Genomic DNA, 15,801 nt, shown 5'->3' with positions numbered 1-15,801 from the left:
CCACCCCAGAGTGAGGAGCGTGCATGCGCCGTTCTCTTGTCCGGGCCCTGGCCCGGCCGCTGGTCCTGGCGGCCGCGGCGACCGCCATACCGCTGCTGTCCGCCGCCCAGGCGCCCGCCGACGTCGTCGTGGGCGGCTTCCCGGTCGACATCTCCGGGAGCCCCTGGACGGTCGCGCTGTCCAGCCGTGACCGGTTCGGGGGTACGCGCGCGGGCCAGTTCTGCGGAGGCGTGGCCGTCGGCCGTACGACCGTGCTCACGGCGGCCCACTGCATGGGCGAGGACGTCCTGGGGGCGCCGCCGAACCGGGTACGCGACCTGAAGGCCATCGTGGGCCGTACGGACCTGCTGTCGGACCAGGGCCGGGAGATCCGGGTCCGCAAGGTCCGGGTGAATCCGGGCTACGACAGCCTCAGCAACGCCGGGGACTTCGCCGTACTCACTCTCGCCGAGCCGCTGCCGCAGAGTTGGGTCGTCGCGATGGCGGCCGCCGGCGATCCCGCCTACGAGCCCGGTACGAGCGCCACGGTCTACGGCTGGGGGGATGTCACGGGCGGCGGTGACTACGCGCGCGGTCTGCGCGCGGCAAGCGTGCACGTCATGCCCGACGCCCAGTGCGAGCAGGCGTATCCGGGGAGCTCCGACGGCACCTATGTGGCCCGGAGCATGCTGTGCGCCGGGGAGTCGGAGGGCGGGCGGGACGCCTGCCAGGGGGACAGCGGTGGGCCCCTCGTCGCCCAGGGGAAGCTGATCGGGCTGGTGTCCTGGGGGAGCGGCTGTGGCCGGGCGGGCAGTCCAGGCGTCTACACGCGCGTGTCCGAGGTCGTACGGGCGCTGGGCCCGGGCGGGGCGACGGGCGGCCCGGAGAGGGCCGCAGGCGGGGCCTGAGCGCGTCCACGGTTACGAGAGCGGGCGGCGCGGTCCCTGGAAGCAGGGGCCGCGCCGCCCGTAACCGGCCTGTGCCGGAGCTGGCTCGTCGTGGATGCGAGGTGTCAGCGCTCTTCTTCGGAGGCGGTGGCAGGAACGGTCGTCAGCCGCTCCGTCTCGTCCTGTATCTCAGCGGCGATCTTCTTGAGTTCCGGCTCGAACTTGCGACCGTGGTGGGCGCAGAAGAGCAGTTCGCCACCGCTGAGCAGTACAACGCGCACGTATGCCTGTGCGCCGCAGCGGTCGCAGCGATCGGCGGCCGTCAGCGGGCTCGCGGGGGTCAGAACAGTAGTCACGTCGCCTCTTCTCTAGCTCGACGAGCTGTCGTACCAGGGTCAACATCCAACCAGCCCCAAAACGTTCCCGCCCGGGGCTTTTCCTCGAAAGATTTTTTCGAGGCCGGCTGTCTGCTGCCGGTTGGCGGCGAATGTGCCGTATTGCGTGTCTGTGTGTCGTACGGGTTCGCGCTGGCTGTCAGTGTCCGGTCCTCCCGGCTGGCTTGCCGGTTTGTTCATGAGGACGTGCCCGGAGCCTAAATGGTTCATGCCTGGAAGGGAACGTGATATGTACTTCACTCCATCGAGGGATCGAACACCCATGCGACTCTGGACTAGTCTGAGTTCGGACGAGGGTGGCGTGACAACGGCTCTACCAGGCCTCGGTACCCTCTTCACGGCAACCGAAGCCGCGCCCTTACCCAGAAGGGCCCCATCTGAAATTCAGCGAGGAGCGAACCGCGTGACCGCCGAAACGTCCGTGTCGTCCACAGCGCTGCTGGCAGGAGCAGAGCGGGACGGTTCCAACTACACCGCGCGGCACCTGCTCGTCCTCGAGGGGCTCGAGGCCGTGCGCAAGCGTCCCGGTATGTACATCGGGTCGACCGACAGCCGTGGTCTGATGCACTGCCTGTGGGAGATCATCGACAACTCCGTCGACGAAGCCCTCGGTGGCTACTGCGACCACATCGAGGTGATCCTCCACGACGACGGGTCGGTGGAGGTCCGGGACAACGGCCGGGGCATCCCGGTCGACGTAGAGCCGAAGACCGGCCTGTCCGGCGTCGAGGTCGTCATGACCAAGCTGCACGCCGGCGGCAAGTTCGGCGGCGGCTCCTACGCCGCCTCCGGCGGCCTGCACGGCGTCGGCGCCTCCGTGGTGAACGCCCTGTCGGCCCGGCTGGACGTCGAGGTGGACCGTGGCGGCCACACGCACGCCATCAGCTTCCGGCGCGGTGTGCCGGGCGCCTTCTCCGCGACCGGCCCGGACGCCAAGTTCGAGGCCACCAGCGGCCTGCGCAAGGCCAAGAAGATCCCCCGGACCCGCACCGGCACGCGCGTGCGTTACTGGGCCGACCGCCAGATCTTCCTCAAGGACGCCAAGCTCTCCCTGGACAACCTCCACCAGCGTGCCCGCCAGACCGCGTTCCTGGTGCCCGGCCTGACCATCGTCGTCCGCGACGAGTTCGGCCTCGGCGAGGGCGGCAGCAAGGGCGAGGAGTCGTTCCGCTTCGACGGCGGCATCAGCGAGTTCTGCGAGTACCTGGCGAGCGACAAGCCGGTCAACGACGTCCTCCGCTTCTCCGGCCAGGGCACCTTCAAGGAGACGGTCCCGGTCCTGGACGAGCACGGGCAGATGACGCCCACCCAGGTCACCCGCGAGCTCGACGTCGACGTCGCGATGCGGTGGGGCACCGGGTACGACACGACCCTGAAGTCGTTCGTGAACATCATCGCCACCCCCAAGGGCGGCACCCACGTCGCGGGCTTCGAGACGGCGGTGACCAGCACGCTGAACGAGGTGCTGCGCGCCAAGAAGCTGCTGCGCGTCGCCGAGGACGACATCGTCAAGGACGACGCCCTGGAAGGACTCACCGCGGTCGTCACCGTCCGCCTGGCCGAGCCGCAGTTCGAGGGCCAGACCAAGGAGGTCCTCGGCACCTCCGCGGCCCGCCGCATCGTGAACACCGTGATCTCCAAGGAGCTCAAGGCGTTCCTGACCTCCACCAAGCGGGACGCCGCGGCCCAGGCCCGGGTCGTCATGGAGAAGGCCGTCGCCGCGGCACGCACGCGTATCGCCGCCCGCCAGCACAAGGACGCCCAGCGCCGGAAGACGGCCCTGGAGTCCTCGTCGCTGCCGGCCAAGCTCGCCGACTGCCGCAGCGACGACGTGGACCGCAGCGAGCTGTTCATCGTCGAGGGAGACTCCGCGCTCGGCACCGCCAAGCTGGCCCGGAACTCCGAGTTCCAGGCGCTGCTGCCGATCCGCGGCAAGATCCTCAACGTCCAGAAGTCGTCCGTGACCGACATGCTGAAGAACGCCGAGTGCGGCGCGATCATCCAGGTCATAGGGGCGGGCTCGGGCCGGACCTTCGACATCGACGCGGCCCGCTACGGCAAGATCATCATGATGACCGACGCCGACGTCGACGGCTCGCACATCCGGACGCTGCTGCTGACGCTCTTCCACCGCTACATGCGGCCGATGGTCGAGGCCGGCCGGGTCTTCGCCGCGGTGCCCCCGCTGCACCGCATCGAGCTCGTCCAGCCGAAGAAGGGCCAGGACAAGTACGTCTACACGTACTCGGACCGCGAACTGCGCGACAAGCTGCTCGAGTTCGAGAGCAAGGGCATCCGGTACAAGGACTCCATCCAGCGCTACAAGGGTCTGGGCGAGATGGACGCCGACCAGCTGGCCGAGACGACGATGGACCCCCGCCACCGCACCCTGCGCCGGATCAACCTCTCCGACCTGGACTCCGCGGAGACGGTCTTCGACCTGCTGATGGGCAACGACGTGGCTCCCCGCAAGGAGTTCATCTCCAGCTCGGCGGCGACGCTGGACAGGTCCCGCATCGACGCGTAGCGGCCGCGCCGGCCCGGCGGCCCAGTCCGACGAGCCTGGTTCCCGTCGGCTCCACCCATGGGTGGAGCCGACGGCCGTTTGCGGATCCACCCACGATCCACCCCTGCTCCGATCTGCCGACCTGCGGATTTCCGTAGCGTCGAAGGCGTCGGCAGCGCTCGCTGCCGCCACTCCCTTCCTCGCACACGGAGGCTCAGATGTCCGGGCTCGCCAACGCGCTGATGATCGCGGCCGTCGTCGTCCTGGTGATCGTGCGGCAGTTCCGCGCCCAGCAGATAGGCGCCTCGAAGCGCTGGTGGCTCGTCCCCGTCGTCCTCGCCGTCGTCGCACTGCGCCAGCCCGGAGTCGTCGACGCCCACCACCGCGCGGAGTCGGTAGCCCTGCTGGCCGTGGAGCTGCTCATCGGCCTCGCCACAGGAGCCGGCTGGGCCTGGACCACCCGCATATGGGCCGAGCCCGACGGCAGCGTGTGGAGCAGGAGCAGCAAGGCGAGCGTGACCGTCTGGATCATCGGCATCGCCCTGCGCGTCGGCCTCTTCGCGCTCGGCGCCGCGCTCGGTGTGCACCAGGACAGCTCCGCCCTGCTCCTCGCCCTCGCGGCCACCCTGCTGGTCCGCGGCGGGATCCTGGTCTGGCGGGCCCAGTCCCTCGCACCGGCGGCCGGTGCGGCCGCGACGTACGGTGACGACACGGCCCGGTTCGCGCGGAAGGAGCGTGTGTGACGGAGACTTCATGGACACGTTGGCCTTCCCGGGAGGCGCTGAGCCGTGACGGAATCTCACGGTCCCGGCGGCTGCTCGGCTGGGTCGTGCGGCTGCTGGTGATCGGCATGCTCCTGTGGGGCGCCTACAACAGCACCCATGTCCACGGATGGGGCGCGGTCGCGGCCGTCGCGGGAGTCCTGCTCGTGTCGGTCGCGGCCTGGGCCTTCTGGCGGACCACGCTGGAGCACCGGCTCCTGCCGTCGATCGCCCTCATCGCCGTACTCATGGGGCTCGCGGTCGCGGGCGAGGCCGGCGGGTTCACGTCGGCGGCCCTCGTCGTCTGGTGCGGCTGTGCCATCGGCGCCCTGGAGCGGCTGCCGCTCGCCGCCGCCGTGCCCGTCATGTCGGTCGCCCTCGCAGCCTTCGCCGCGATGAACAACGACGTGTGGCTCACCACCGCGGTGACGACAGCCGGGCTGGGGCTCGCCGGGTACACCCTGCGCCTAGACGCCGAGGCCCGTGGCACCGCGCAGCAACTGCTCACGCAGGAGCGGGCCGCCCGGGCCGCCGAGGCGGAGTCGGCGGCGCTCGCGGAGCGCGCCAGGATCGCGCGCGAGATCCACGACGTGCTGGCGCACAGCCTCTCGGCGCAGCTCGTGCACCTGGAGGCGGCCCGTCTGCTGATCGAGCGGGGCGCCGACCGGGAGCAGATCCTGGAGCGGGTGGTGGCGGCACGCGGCATGGCCAGGGACGGCCTCGACGAGACACGGCAGGCGCTCTCCGCGCTGCGCGGCGAGCTGACTCCGCTGGAGGACTTCCTGTCGCAGCTCGTCGGTACGTCCTCCGGGGCCGAGGTCACCATTACGGGTGAGCGCAAGCCATTGCCCGTGGAGGCCTCGCAGGCCGTGCGCAGGGTCGCCCAGGAAGCCCTGACGAACGTGCGCAAGCACGCGCCGGGGGCCAAGGTGCGGGTGCGGCTGGACTACGGAGACCATCAAGTGACGCTGGCCGTACGGGACTCGGGCGGTCCGCCGGGCGAGCTGAGCGGGGCGGGCGCCGGGTACGGTCTGCTGGGCATGCGGGAGCGTGCCGAGCTGCTGGGCGGTTCGCTGCACGCAGGGCCGGACGAGGAGGGGTTCGCGGTGACGCTGAAGGTGCCCGTATGACGGAAGGGGAGGAGACGCGGCCCGCGCGGGTCGTCGTCGCGGACGACCAGACCGTCGTCCGGGAGGGCATCGTGATGCTGCTCGGCCTGCTGCCCGGGATCGAGGTCGTCGGCGCCGCGGGAGACGGCGAGGAGGCGGTGCAGCTCGTCGCCGAACTCGCCCCGGACGTCGTGCTGATGGACCTGCGCATGCCGCGGTGCGACGGCGTCGAGGCGACCCGGCGCATCAGGGCCGAGCACCCCGGGACACAGGTCGTGGTGCTGACGACGTTCGCGGACGACGAGTCGCTGTTCCCGGCGCTGCGGGCAGGAGCGCGGGGTTATCTCACCAAGGACGCGGGAGGGGACGAGATCGTACGGGCCGTGCAGAGCGTGCTGTCCGGGGACGCGGGGCTGTCGCCCAGCATCCAACGGAGGCTGCTGGAGCGGCTGTCGGAGCCCGCACCGCGGCCGGCCGCTCCGGCCGAGCCGCCCGACGGGCTCACCGCGCGGGAGATCGAGGTCCTGGTGCTGATCGCGGAGGGGCTCAGCAACACGGAGATCGGCCGCAAGCTGCATGTGTCCACGGCGACGGTGAAGACGCACATCAACAACATGTTCACCAAGACGGGGCTCAAGGACCGTGCCCAGGCGGTGCGTTATGCGTACGCGAAGGGGATCGCGCGGCCACCGGTGGGTTGAATCACCTGATGGGGTGAAGAGCGCGGGGAAGAGAAGTCGGGGATCTTCCCGTTCTGTCCATCCTTGAGCATGCAGTCAAGCAATGGTCGTCCCCGCAAAGGCGGGGGTGGCGCCGAGAGTCCGGCCGAGCACCGCGAGCGTCAAGGGCAGGCCCGTGCCGAGGCGCCCGGGGGCATGACGTACGACGACCCGTGGTACGACGCACTCGCCTCCGGCTGGGGCGAGTCGGACGGCACCGGCGCGCCCGTGCCCGCGCCGGTGCCGGCGCAACAGGCGGGCGGGGAACGAGGAGTCGCCGCGGCCGACGTCTACCTGGAGGTGCAGCGGAGCGCGGCGTTCCAGGAAGTACGCAGCCGCTACCGGCGGTTCGTGGTGCCGGGAGTCGTCGTCTTCCTGACCTGGTACGTGGGGTACGTCGTGACCGCCACGACCGCGCCGGGACTGATGGCGCGGCCGGTGGCGGGCGCGGTGAACGTGGCGATGCTCGCGGGGCTCGGACAGTTCCTCACGACGTTCCTGCTCGCCTGGGCCTACGCCCGGCATGCTCGGCTGCGCAGGGACCGGGCCGCGCTCGAACTGCGCTGGGACACCCAGGAGCTGACGCGCTCGGTCCGGGGCGGTGCGCTGTGACGGGCCATCATCAGACACTGGCGTTGCTCCTGTTCAGCGCGTTCGTCGCCGTCACGCTGGCGATCACGACCTGGGTCAGCCGCAACCGGCACGGCTCGGCGGAGGAGTTCTACGCCGGCGGGCGGCTCTTCTCGCCCCTGGAGAATGGTTTTGCCATCGCGGGCGACTACATGTCGGCCGCCTCCTTCCTGGGCGTCACCGGACTCATCTCGCTGTTCGGCTACGACGGTCTGCTCTACGTGGTCGGCTTCCTGGTGGCCTGGCTGCTGGTGCTGTTCCTGGTCGCCGAACTGGTCCGCAACTGCGGGCGGTTCACCCTCGCCGACGTGGTGGCGGCTCGGATGAGCGAGCGGCCGGTGCGGATCGCGGCGGGAACTTCCTCGGTCACCGTGTCCGTTCTGTATTTGGTGGCGCAAATGGTCGGGGCGGGCAGCCTGGTGGCGCTGCTGCTGGGGCGGACGAGCGAGGCCGCGCAGGCATGGACCGTGATCGGTGTCGGCGCGCTCATGGTGATCTATGTGTCGATGGGAGGGATGCGGGCCACCACCTGGATCCAGATCGTCAAGGCGGTACTGCTGCTCGGCGGCACGATCGCGCTCACCGTGCTCGTCCTGCTGCGCTTCCACGGCGACTTCGACCGCCTGCTGCTCACGGCGGCCGAGCGCAGTGGCCACGGCGACGCCTTCCTGGCACCGGGGCTGAAGTACGGCGGGAGCTGGACCGCCCGCTTCGACTTCATCAGCCTGGGGCTCGCGCTGGTGCTGGGCACGGCGGGGCTGCCGCACATCCTGTCCCGTTTCTACACCGTGCCCACCGCCCGGGCGGCCCGGCGTTCGGTGCTCTGGTCGATCGGGCTCATCGGCGGCTTCTACCTGATGACGATCATCCTCGGCTTCGGTGCCGCCGCGATCGTCGGGCCCGAGGCGGTACGAGGGTCGAACGCGGCCGGGAACACGGCGGTTCCGCTCCTGGCGCTCGATCTGGGAGGCGGTGCGGATTCCACCGGAGGAACGGTTCTCTTCGCAATTGTCGCCGCCGTCGCCTTCGCAACGATCCTCGCCGTGGTCGCCGGGATCACGCTCGCCTCCTCGGCGTCCGTGGCCCACGACCTGTACGCGTCCCTGCGGCGCAGGCGGACCGAGCCGCGCAGCGAGGTGGCCGTCGCGCGCGTTGCCTCCGTCGGCATCGGCGTGGTCGCGATCGGCCTCGGTCTGCTGGCCCGCGACCTCAACGTCGCCTTCCTGGTGGGGCTCGCCTTCGCGGTCGCCGCCTCCGCGAACCTCCCGGTGCTGATGTACTCGCTGTTCTGGCGCGGCTTCACCACCCGCGGCGCGGTGTGGGCCGTATACGGCGGGCTGGTCCCCGCGCTCGGGCTCGTCGTGCTGTCCCCGGTGGTGTCGGGCAGCCCCGAATCGCTGTTCCCCGGCGTCGACTTCCAGTACTTCCCGCTGCAGAACCCCGGTCTGGTGTCGATCCCGCTCGGTTTCCTCGCGGGCTGGCTCGGCACGGTCACCTCCGCGGAAGTCCCGGACGAGGCCAAGCACGCGGAGACCGAGGTGCGGTCGCTGACGGGGGCGGGAGCCGCGTAGGGGCGGCACCCTCACCGCCGTAGCGCATGCAACGGCCGCCCTTTCGCCGCCGTACCGGACGAAATGACGGCCCCTTCACCGCCGTACCCCATGAAGTGCGGTTTTCGGGCTACGGGGCCACCCATGCGTACAGGTGTTCCGGGCGGCCCGTGTCGCCGTATTTGAGGGAGAGGCGGAGGCGGCCGGCCTGTTCGAGGTTACGGAGGTAGCGCTGGGCCGTGGAGCGGCTCAGGCCCGTTTCGGCGGCGACCTCGTGGGCCGAGAGCGGGTGGTCGGCGTGGTGCAGGACGCGGCAGATGAGATCGCTCGTCGGCTCCGAGTGGCCGCTGGGGAGGCCGGGGGACGACGGCGCCGGGCTGGTGCGCAGCGCGCCGAAGATCCGGTCGACCTGCTCCTGGCCGGCGATACCGCGGCCGCCGACCCGGTCGACCGTGCGGCGCAGGGCGGCGTAGGAGTCGAGGCGGGTGCGCAGGGCGGCGAAGGTGAACGGTTTCACCAGGTAGTGCAGTGCGCCCAGGCGCATCGCGGCCTGCACGGTGGTCACATCGCTGGCCGCGGTGATCATGATGACGTCGGTGCCGTGGCCCTGTTCCCGCATGCGGTGGACGAGTTCGAGGCCCGTCTGGTCGGGCAGGTAGTGGTCGAGCAGGACCAGGTCGATGGTTCCGCGCTGGACGCTGGCCAGGGCCTGGGCAGCGCTGTGTGCGCGGGCGGCGACCCGGAAGCCGGGAACCTTTCCCACGTACTTGGCGTTGATCTCGGCGACGCGGAAATCATCGTCCACGACCAGGACGTCAATCATCGGGCCTCTTTCTGTCAAGGCCTGGCGAGCGTTAAGCCCGTGTTTCGGCTCCGCTGTTGTAGCGCGAGCAAAACGAGCACAACAGGCTGTTGCAAGCAAAAGAACGGCATGTGCTCACAAGGCTGCTGCTGTGGCCCGGGCCACATCTACCGTCCCCGGCCATGAGCGCAGACACCAGCCCCGCCATTCAGCTGCGGGGCGCGAGCAAGATCTTCAGGACCCCGTCGGGGGGTCTGCACACGGCCGTCAGGGAACTCGATCTCACGGTCGGGCGTGGGGAGTTCGTGGCGGTCGTCGGTCCCACGGGCTGCGGCAAGTCGACCACGTTGACGCTGGTCAGCGGGTTGGAGGAGCCCACCGAGGGCGAGGTTCTGGTCGCGGGGGAGCCGGTGAACGGCGTCGGCGACAAGGTCGGTTTCGTCTTCCAGCAGGACGCCACCTTCCCGTGGCGCACCGTCCTGTCCAACGTCATGGCGGGCCCGCGCTTCCGCGGCGTCCCCAAAGCGGAGGCGAAGCAGAAGGCCCGCGAATGGCTGGCCCGGGTCGGGCTCGCCGCCTTCGAGGACCGCTACCCCCACCAGCTCTCCGGCGGCCAGCGCAAGCGTGTCGCGCTCGCCGCGACCTTCGTCAACGACCCCGAGATCCTGCTCATGGACGAGCCCTTCTCGGCGCTCGACGTGCAGACCAGGGCGCTGATGTCGGACGAGCTGCTGGAGCTGTGGTCGGGCACGGGCGCCTCCGTCGTCTTCGTCACCCACGACCTGGAGGAGTCCATCGCCCTGGCCGACAAGGTCGTCGTGATGACCGCCGGGCCCGCCACCGTCAAGCAGGTCTTCGACATCGACCTGCCACGCCCGCGCAAGGTCGAGTCGGTGCGCCTGGAGCCGCGGTTCATCGAGATCTACCGCGAGATCTGGGAGTCGCTCGGCGAAGAGGTCCGCATCACCCGCGAGAGGGGTGCCGCCAATGTCGCCTGACGTCCTCAGCACACCGGTCGTCGACACGGTCAAGGCACCGGACCGCGCCCAGTCACGCGCGCGTGCCGCCCGCAGACGCAAGATCGTCGTCACGGTCACCCGCGTGCTGCTCCTGGTCGCCGTCCTCGGTCTCTGGGAGGTGTTCGCCCGGACCAAGGTCATCGATCCGTTCAACTTCTCGATGCCCTCGAAGATCTGGGACCAGATCTCCACCTGGGTGATGCACGGGACGGCCATCGGCTCCCTGGGCGAGCAGATCTGGTACACGCTGTACGAGGCGCTGCTCGGCTGGGTCCTCGGTGTGCTCGCCGGTGTCGTGTTCGGCATCGTCCTCGGGCGGATCACCTTCCTCGCCGATGTCCTTGGTCCATACATCAAGGTGCTCAACTCAATACCCAGGATCGTCCTTGCACCGATCTTCATGATCTGGTTCGGACTTGGCCCGGCCTCCAAGGTGGCCTCCGCCGTCGTCCTGGTCTTCTTCCCGGTCTTCTTCAACGCCTTCCAGGGCGCCCGCGAGGTCGACCGCAACCTCGTCGCCAACGCCCGCATCCTCGGCGCGAGCAACCGCAGGGTCACGCTCCAGGTGGTCATCCCCTCCGCGACCTCGTGGATCTTCACCAGCCTGCACGTCAGCTTCGGCTTCGCCCTCATCGGCGCCATCGTCGGCGAGTACATCGGCGCGACCAAGGGCGTCGGCCTGCTCATCTCGCAGTCGCAGGGCACCTTCAACACGGCCGGCGTGTACGCCGCGATGGTCATCCTCGCCGTCGTCGCGCTCGCCGCCGAGGGGCTGCTGACCTTCGCCGAGCGCCGCATCTTCCGGTGGAAGCCGGCGGACTCCGACAGCTGAACGGCCCCTGAAGCCACCCCCCTTCCTCCCCGCACCGCCCTCTCACAAGGACGTGAACCCTCATGCGCAAGTCCGCCAGATACACCACCCTGGCCGCCGCCGGCCTGCTCGCCCTCTCCTCCCTCACCGCCTGCGCCAACGACGCGGCCAGCACCGCCTCCACCAGCAAGGGCGACGGCAAGGGTACGAAGGTCAAGATCATGGTCGGCGGCCTGGACAAGGTCATCTACCTGCCCGCGATGCTCGCCCAGCGCCTGGGCTACTTCGACGCCGAGGGCCTCGACGTCGAGCTGCTGAGCGAGCCGGCCGGCGTCCAGGCCGAGACCGCGCTCGTCTCCGGGCAGGTCCAGGGGGCCGTCGGCTTCTACGACCACACGCTCGACCTGCAGACCAAGGGCAAGTCCGTGGAGTCCGTCGTGCAGTTCTCGCAGGCGCCCGGCGAGGTCGAGATCGTCTCCACCAAGGCGGAGGGCGACATCAAGTCGCCGAAGGACTTCAAGGGCAAGAAGCTCGGCATCACCGGCCTCGGCTCGTCGACGGACTTCCTCACCAAGTACCTCGCCGTCAAGAACGGCGTGAAGGTCAGCGAGTTCACACCGGTCGCCGTCGGGGCGGGCCCGACCTTCATCTCGGCGCTGCAGAAGGGCGCGATCGACGGCGGTATGACGACCGACCCGACCGTCGCCACGATCCTCGACAAGAAGGCGGGCAAGGTCCTGCTCGACATGCGGACGCCCGAGGGCTCCCAGGAGGCGCTCGGCGGTCCGTACCCGTCGTCAAGCCTGTACATGCAGACCGACTGGGTCAATGGTCACAAGGACACCGTCCAGAAGTTGGCCAATGCATTCGTCAAGACGCTCAAGTGGATGTCCACCCACAGCCCGACCCAGATCGCCGACAAGATGCCCGCCGACTACTCCCAGGGCAACAAGGTCCTCTACGCCGCGGCCATCGAGAGCTCGCTGCCGATGTTCACCAAGGACGGCGTGATGCCCGCCGAGGGACCCGCAACCGTTGAGAAGGTGCTCAAAGCGTTCAACCCCAACATCAAGAACGCCAAGGTGGATCTGAGCAAGACGTTCACTACCGAGTTCGTGGAGAAGGCCGCGCACTGAATCCGTATCCATGAGGGGGTACGGCCCCTTCCCCCGCCCCCAACGGCCGTGCCCTCAGGCGCGGGTCGCCCACACGTAACGGTGTTCAGGGCGGCCCGCGTCGCCGTACTTCAGCGTGAGCCGGGCCCGGCCCGTGCGCTCCAGGAGCTTCAGATAGCGCTGCGCGGTCTGCCGGCTCACTCCCGTCCGGTCCGCGATCTCCTGCGCGGACAGCGGGCCTTCGGCGTTCATCAGGGACTGGCGCACGAGCTCCGCGGTGGAGGGGGAGTGGCCCTTGGGCAGCCCCGGCTCCGAAGGCGCGGACAGCGCGCCGAAGATGCGGTCCACCTCGGCCTGCTCCGCCTCGCCACCGCCGTCCAGCGTGCGGCGCAGTGCCGCGTACGCCTCCAGCTTGGTGCGCAGGCCCGCGAACGCGAACGGCTTCACCAGGTACTGCAGCGCCCCGTGCCGCATCGCGGCCTGTACGGTCGACACGTCCCGGGCCGCCGTCACCATGATCACGTCGGTCTGGTGGCCGCGCCGGCGCATCTCCTGGACGACCGCCAGACCCGTCTCGTCGGGCAGATAGTGGTCCATCAGGACCAGGTCCAGTCCGGGCAGCGCCTCCAGCTGCCGCAGCGCCTCGGCCGCGCTGTGCGCCTCACCTGCGACGTGGAAGCCCGGCACCTTCTCGACGTAGGCGGCGTTGACCTGCGCGACCCTGGTGTCGTCGTCCACGACCAGGACCTCGATCATCGCGACTCCTCCTTGACGGGCGTGTCCACGGGCGCGATCGGCGCCGGAACCGGCGTCGGCTCGTCCAGCGCCTCGGGCAGTACGACGACGAACTCAGCGCCGCCGCCGTGCGCCTCGCCCACGGTCGCGCTGCCGCCCTGCCGCTCCGCGAGCCTGCGCACCATGGAGAGCCCGATACCGCGCTTGCGGTGGGCGGGCGGCTCCTTGGTGGACCACCCCTCGGTGAAGACCAACTCCCGCTGTTCCGCGGGGATTCCGGGCCCGGTGTCGCGCACCCTGAGGACAGCGGTACGTCCCTCGGCGCGCAACTCGATCTCCACGCGCGCGTGCGGAGTGCCCGCCACCGCGTCGAGCGCGTTGTCGACCAGGTTGCCGACGACCGTGACGACCCCCCTGGCGTCGATCAGCCGGTCCGGGAGCCGGGTCCGGTCCGAGATCCACAGCGCGACGCCGCGCTCGGCCGCCACGGTCGCCTTGCCGACCAGCAGGGCCGCGAGCAGTGGGTCCTGGATCTTCTCGGTGACCTGCTCCGAGGTGGCCCGGTGATCGCCGACCACCTCACCGACGAAGTCCACGGCGTCGTCGTACATCTCCAGTTCGAGCAGCCCGAGGAGCGTGTGCATGCGGTTGGCGTGCTCGTGGTCCTGGGCGCGCAGGGCGTCGATCAGCCCGCGCGTGGAGTCGAGTTCCCGGCCGAGCTGCTCCAGCTCGGTGCGGTCGCGCAGGGTGGCTACGGCGCCGCCGTCGTCGGTGGGCATGCGATTGGCGACCAGGACGCGCTGGCCGCGGACGGTGAGCAGGTCGGTGCCGGTCACCCGGCCGGCCAGGATGTCGGCCGTGCGTCCCTCGCCGAGCGCCTCGTCGGGGGAGCGGCCTACGGCCTCCTCGTCGATGCCCAGCAGGCGGTGTGCCTCGTCGTTGAGGAGACGCACCCGGCCGGCGCGGTCCAGGGCCACGACGCCCTCCCGGATGCCGTGCAGCATCGCCTCGCGCTCCGCGAGCAGCGCCGAGATGTCGGAGAAGGCCAGGTCGCGGGTCTGCCGCTGGACCCGGCGGGAGATGAGCCAGGCGGCCAGCGCACCGACCGCCAGGGCGCCGCCCGCGTATGCGAGCAGCCCCGGGATCGCGCTGAGCAGCCGGGCGCGCACGCTGTCGTAGGCGATGCCGACCGAGACCGCGCCGACGATCCGGTGCTCGGTGTCGTACAGCGGCACCTTGCCGCGGGCCGTGCGGCCCAGGGTGCCGTTGTCGATCGCCATGACCTCGTTGCCGGCCAGGGCCTCGCCGGGGTTCGTCGAGACGATGCCGCCGATCTGCTTGGTGTCGGTGTGCGACCAGCGCACGCCCCGCCAGTCCATGATCACGACATAGCGGGCGTGGGTGGCCTTGCGGATCCGTTCCGCCGCCTTCTGCAGCGGACCGTCCGGCGACGGCGGGGTGGTCTGCAGCTCCTCGGCGATCTGCGGCTCCTGCGCGGTGGTCTCCGCGATCGACAGCGCCAGGCGCATCGCCTGATCGTCCAGCTGCTGGCTGAGCGGTGCGAGGAAGAGTCCGGTCGCGAGCACCGCGACCCCCGCGGCGATCGCCACCTGCATCAGCAGCACCTGCGAGAACATCCGCTTCGGCATACCGAGGCGCAGGCGGCGTGCGGGGGGAGTGGGGCTCATACCCACGACGGTACGTGGGCGTGCGGGAACTGCCGTAGGGGGTGTGGCATGGATCTCTTGATCGGGGACCTGGATCTCTTGATCAATGCTGAGATGTGCTGATCGCGATGTTGATCAACTGGATCAGCTCGCGAGTGCGGTCGTCCTGATCAACTCGCGGACCTCCACGACGTCCATACGTGCCGGCGCGCCCAGGATCGATGTGCCGCAGCTCTCGGGGCGGGGCGGCGCGGACGCGCCCTGGGCCACGACGACCCGCCAGCGGCGCCCGTCCGCGTGCGTGACGGTCACCTCCCAGCGCGGGGCCGCGCCGTCCGTCCGTACGACACTCAGGGCGTCCGCGGCGTACACGCGCGCGTGCGAGCGCACGGCCAGCTCGGCCGCCTGGCCCGGACGCTCCCAGGCGGAGTTCCCGCGGCAGCCCTCCACGACGATCCGCCCCTCCTGGACGCCGTGCAGGACCTCCTTGACGGCGTGCGCCTCGGCGCGGCCGTACGCGTAGCCGTACGGCAGGACCAGCAGCGTGGGCGAGAAGCGATGACCACCCAGATGGGTGACCTCCCAGACGCCTTCCACGCCGGACGCGGCCAGCTCAGCCGCGAGCGGGCGGCCCAGCAGGGCGCAGCAGCGGTCGCGCTTGCCGTTGGTGCACACGAGCGCGAGCGGGTCGCCCGCGTGCGGCCGCGCGGCGAGAACCGAGTCGAAGTTGTGGTGCTCGCCCCGGCCGAGTGCGGTGAAGTCCAGGTCGAGCAGGTCCCGCGGATCGCGGGTCGTGGCCGAGTGCAGCCACACCTTGCCGGGCGCGGTGTGGGCCGCGTAGACCTGCCGGGTGGCGGGCGTGCGGCAGTCGGCGTGCCGTCCGGGGCGGCGGATGAGCGCGACGCGGACGCCCGTGCCCTTCGCGGCCGCCTCCAGGGCGCGGCCGAGTGCCGGATCGAGGTGGCTCGACGTGAGCGCCTTGGCGCCCCAGGGACCGGACTGCTCCAGCAGCAGCCAGGTCCGCGCGGTGGCCGCGGTTCCCGCAAGGGGCTCGTCGAGATCCCGGGACGCGGTTGAGCACGTACTCACAGAGGTGAGCCTAACCTGACTTGGCCC

General features: G+C 70.3%; 15 protein-coding genes. 10 read left to right on the top strand and 5 right to left on the bottom strand.

Going from position 1 to position 15,801, the window contains the following annotated elements:
- Window positions 1-23 precede the first annotated feature (23 nt).
- Window positions 24-887, top strand: a complete 864-nt coding sequence (locus ABZ848_RS30440) for a serine protease (protein ID WP_360837054.1) — start codon at window positions 24-26, stop codon at window positions 885-887.
- Between the two features lie 104 nt (window positions 888-991).
- On the opposite strand, the gene ABZ848_RS30435 is transcribed toward ABZ848_RS30440, so the two are convergent.
- On the bottom strand, window positions 992-1,222 hold the full coding sequence (locus ABZ848_RS30435; RefSeq protein WP_242764899.1) for a hypothetical protein: 231 nt from the start codon (window positions 1,220-1,222) through the stop codon (window positions 992-994).
- Window positions 1,223-1,664: 442 nt separating this feature from the next.
- On the opposite strand from ABZ848_RS30435, the gene ABZ848_RS30430 reads away from it, so the two are divergent.
- The 6 genes from ABZ848_RS30430 to ABZ848_RS30405 all read left to right on the top strand — a co-directional run bounded on the left by ABZ848_RS30430 (window position 1,665) and on the right by ABZ848_RS30405 (window position 8,557).
- Window positions 1,665-3,788, top strand: coding sequence for a DNA topoisomerase IV subunit B (locus ABZ848_RS30430; protein ID WP_360837052.1), 2,124 nt, complete (start codon window positions 1,665-1,667; stop codon window positions 3,786-3,788).
- Between the two features lie 197 nt (window positions 3,789-3,985).
- Window positions 3,986-4,510: a DUF1453 domain-containing protein gene (locus ABZ848_RS30425; protein WP_360837050.1), complete on the top strand. Its 525-nt coding sequence runs from the start codon at window positions 3,986-3,988 to the stop codon at window positions 4,508-4,510.
- The gene (locus ABZ848_RS30420) at window positions 4,507-5,658 is read left to right on the top strand and encodes a histidine kinase (RefSeq protein ID WP_360837048.1); all 1,152 of its coding nucleotides are present in this window, start codon (window positions 4,507-4,509) and stop codon (window positions 5,656-5,658) included. Before ABZ848_RS30425 ends, ABZ848_RS30420 begins: the two co-directional genes overlap by 4 nt.
- Window positions 5,655-6,338, top strand: coding sequence for a response regulator transcription factor (locus tag ABZ848_RS30415; protein ID WP_360837046.1), 684 nt, complete (start codon window positions 5,655-5,657; stop codon window positions 6,336-6,338). Before ABZ848_RS30420 ends, ABZ848_RS30415 begins: the two co-directional genes overlap by 4 nt.
- Window positions 6,339-6,407: 69 nt before the next feature.
- On the top strand, window positions 6,408-6,968 hold the full coding sequence (locus ABZ848_RS30410; protein ID WP_360837186.1) for a DUF485 domain-containing protein: 561 nt from the start codon (window positions 6,408-6,410) through the stop codon (window positions 6,966-6,968).
- Window positions 6,965-8,557: a cation acetate symporter gene (locus ABZ848_RS30405; RefSeq protein ID WP_360837044.1), complete on the top strand. Its 1,593-nt coding sequence runs from the start codon at window positions 6,965-6,967 to the stop codon at window positions 8,555-8,557. The genes ABZ848_RS30410 and ABZ848_RS30405 overlap by 4 nt, the downstream gene beginning before the upstream one ends.
- A 109-nt stretch (window positions 8,558-8,666) precedes the next feature.
- Here ABZ848_RS30405 and ABZ848_RS30400 read toward each other — a convergent pair whose 3' ends face one another.
- Window positions 8,667-9,359, bottom strand: a complete 693-nt coding sequence (locus ABZ848_RS30400; RefSeq protein WP_242764885.1) for a response regulator — start codon at window positions 9,357-9,359, stop codon at window positions 8,667-8,669.
- A gap of 161 nt (window positions 9,360-9,520) precedes the next feature.
- Here ABZ848_RS30400 and ABZ848_RS30395 point away from each other — a divergent pair, with 161 nt between their 5' ends.
- The 3 genes from ABZ848_RS30395 (at window position 9,521) to ABZ848_RS30385 (ending at window position 12,304) form a co-directional block, all read left to right on the top strand.
- Entirely contained in the window at window positions 9,521-10,336 is an 816-nt protein-coding gene (locus ABZ848_RS30395; RefSeq protein WP_242764883.1) for an ABC transporter ATP-binding protein, read from the top strand.
- A complete protein-coding gene (locus tag ABZ848_RS30390; RefSeq protein ID WP_360837042.1) occupies window positions 10,326-11,189 on the top strand; it encodes an ABC transporter permease in 864 nt (287 codons plus the stop codon). Before ABZ848_RS30395 ends, ABZ848_RS30390 begins: the two co-directional genes overlap by 11 nt.
- A 62-nt stretch (window positions 11,190-11,251) precedes the next feature.
- Entirely contained in the window at window positions 11,252-12,304 is a 1,053-nt protein-coding gene (locus tag ABZ848_RS30385) for an ABC transporter substrate-binding protein (protein WP_360837040.1), read from the top strand.
- A 54-nt stretch (window positions 12,305-12,358) separates the two neighbouring features.
- On the opposite strand, the gene ABZ848_RS30380 is transcribed toward ABZ848_RS30385, so the two are convergent.
- The 3 genes from ABZ848_RS30380 to ABZ848_RS30370 all read right to left on the bottom strand — a co-directional run bounded on the left by ABZ848_RS30380 (window position 12,359) and on the right by ABZ848_RS30370 (window position 15,774).
- Complete coding sequence (locus ABZ848_RS30380; protein WP_360837038.1) at window positions 12,359-13,039, bottom strand: response regulator; 681 nt, start codon at window positions 13,037-13,039, stop codon at window positions 12,359-12,361.
- On the bottom strand, window positions 13,036-14,706 hold the full coding sequence (locus tag ABZ848_RS30375; RefSeq protein WP_360837036.1) for a sensor histidine kinase: 1,671 nt from the start codon (window positions 14,704-14,706) through the stop codon (window positions 13,036-13,038). Before ABZ848_RS30375 ends, ABZ848_RS30380 begins: the two co-directional genes overlap by 4 nt.
- A gap of 123 nt (window positions 14,707-14,829) precedes the next feature.
- Window positions 14,830-15,774: a sucrase ferredoxin gene (locus tag ABZ848_RS30370; RefSeq protein WP_360837034.1), complete on the bottom strand. Its 945-nt coding sequence runs from the start codon at window positions 15,772-15,774 to the stop codon at window positions 14,830-14,832.
- Window positions 15,775-15,801 lie beyond the last annotated feature (27 nt).

This window comes from Streptomyces sp. NPDC047081 (assembly GCF_040643775.1).
Lineage (GTDB): Bacteria > Actinomycetota > Actinomycetes > Streptomycetales > Streptomycetaceae > Streptomyces.
This window is presented reverse-complemented; position numbering and strand designations above follow the sequence as displayed.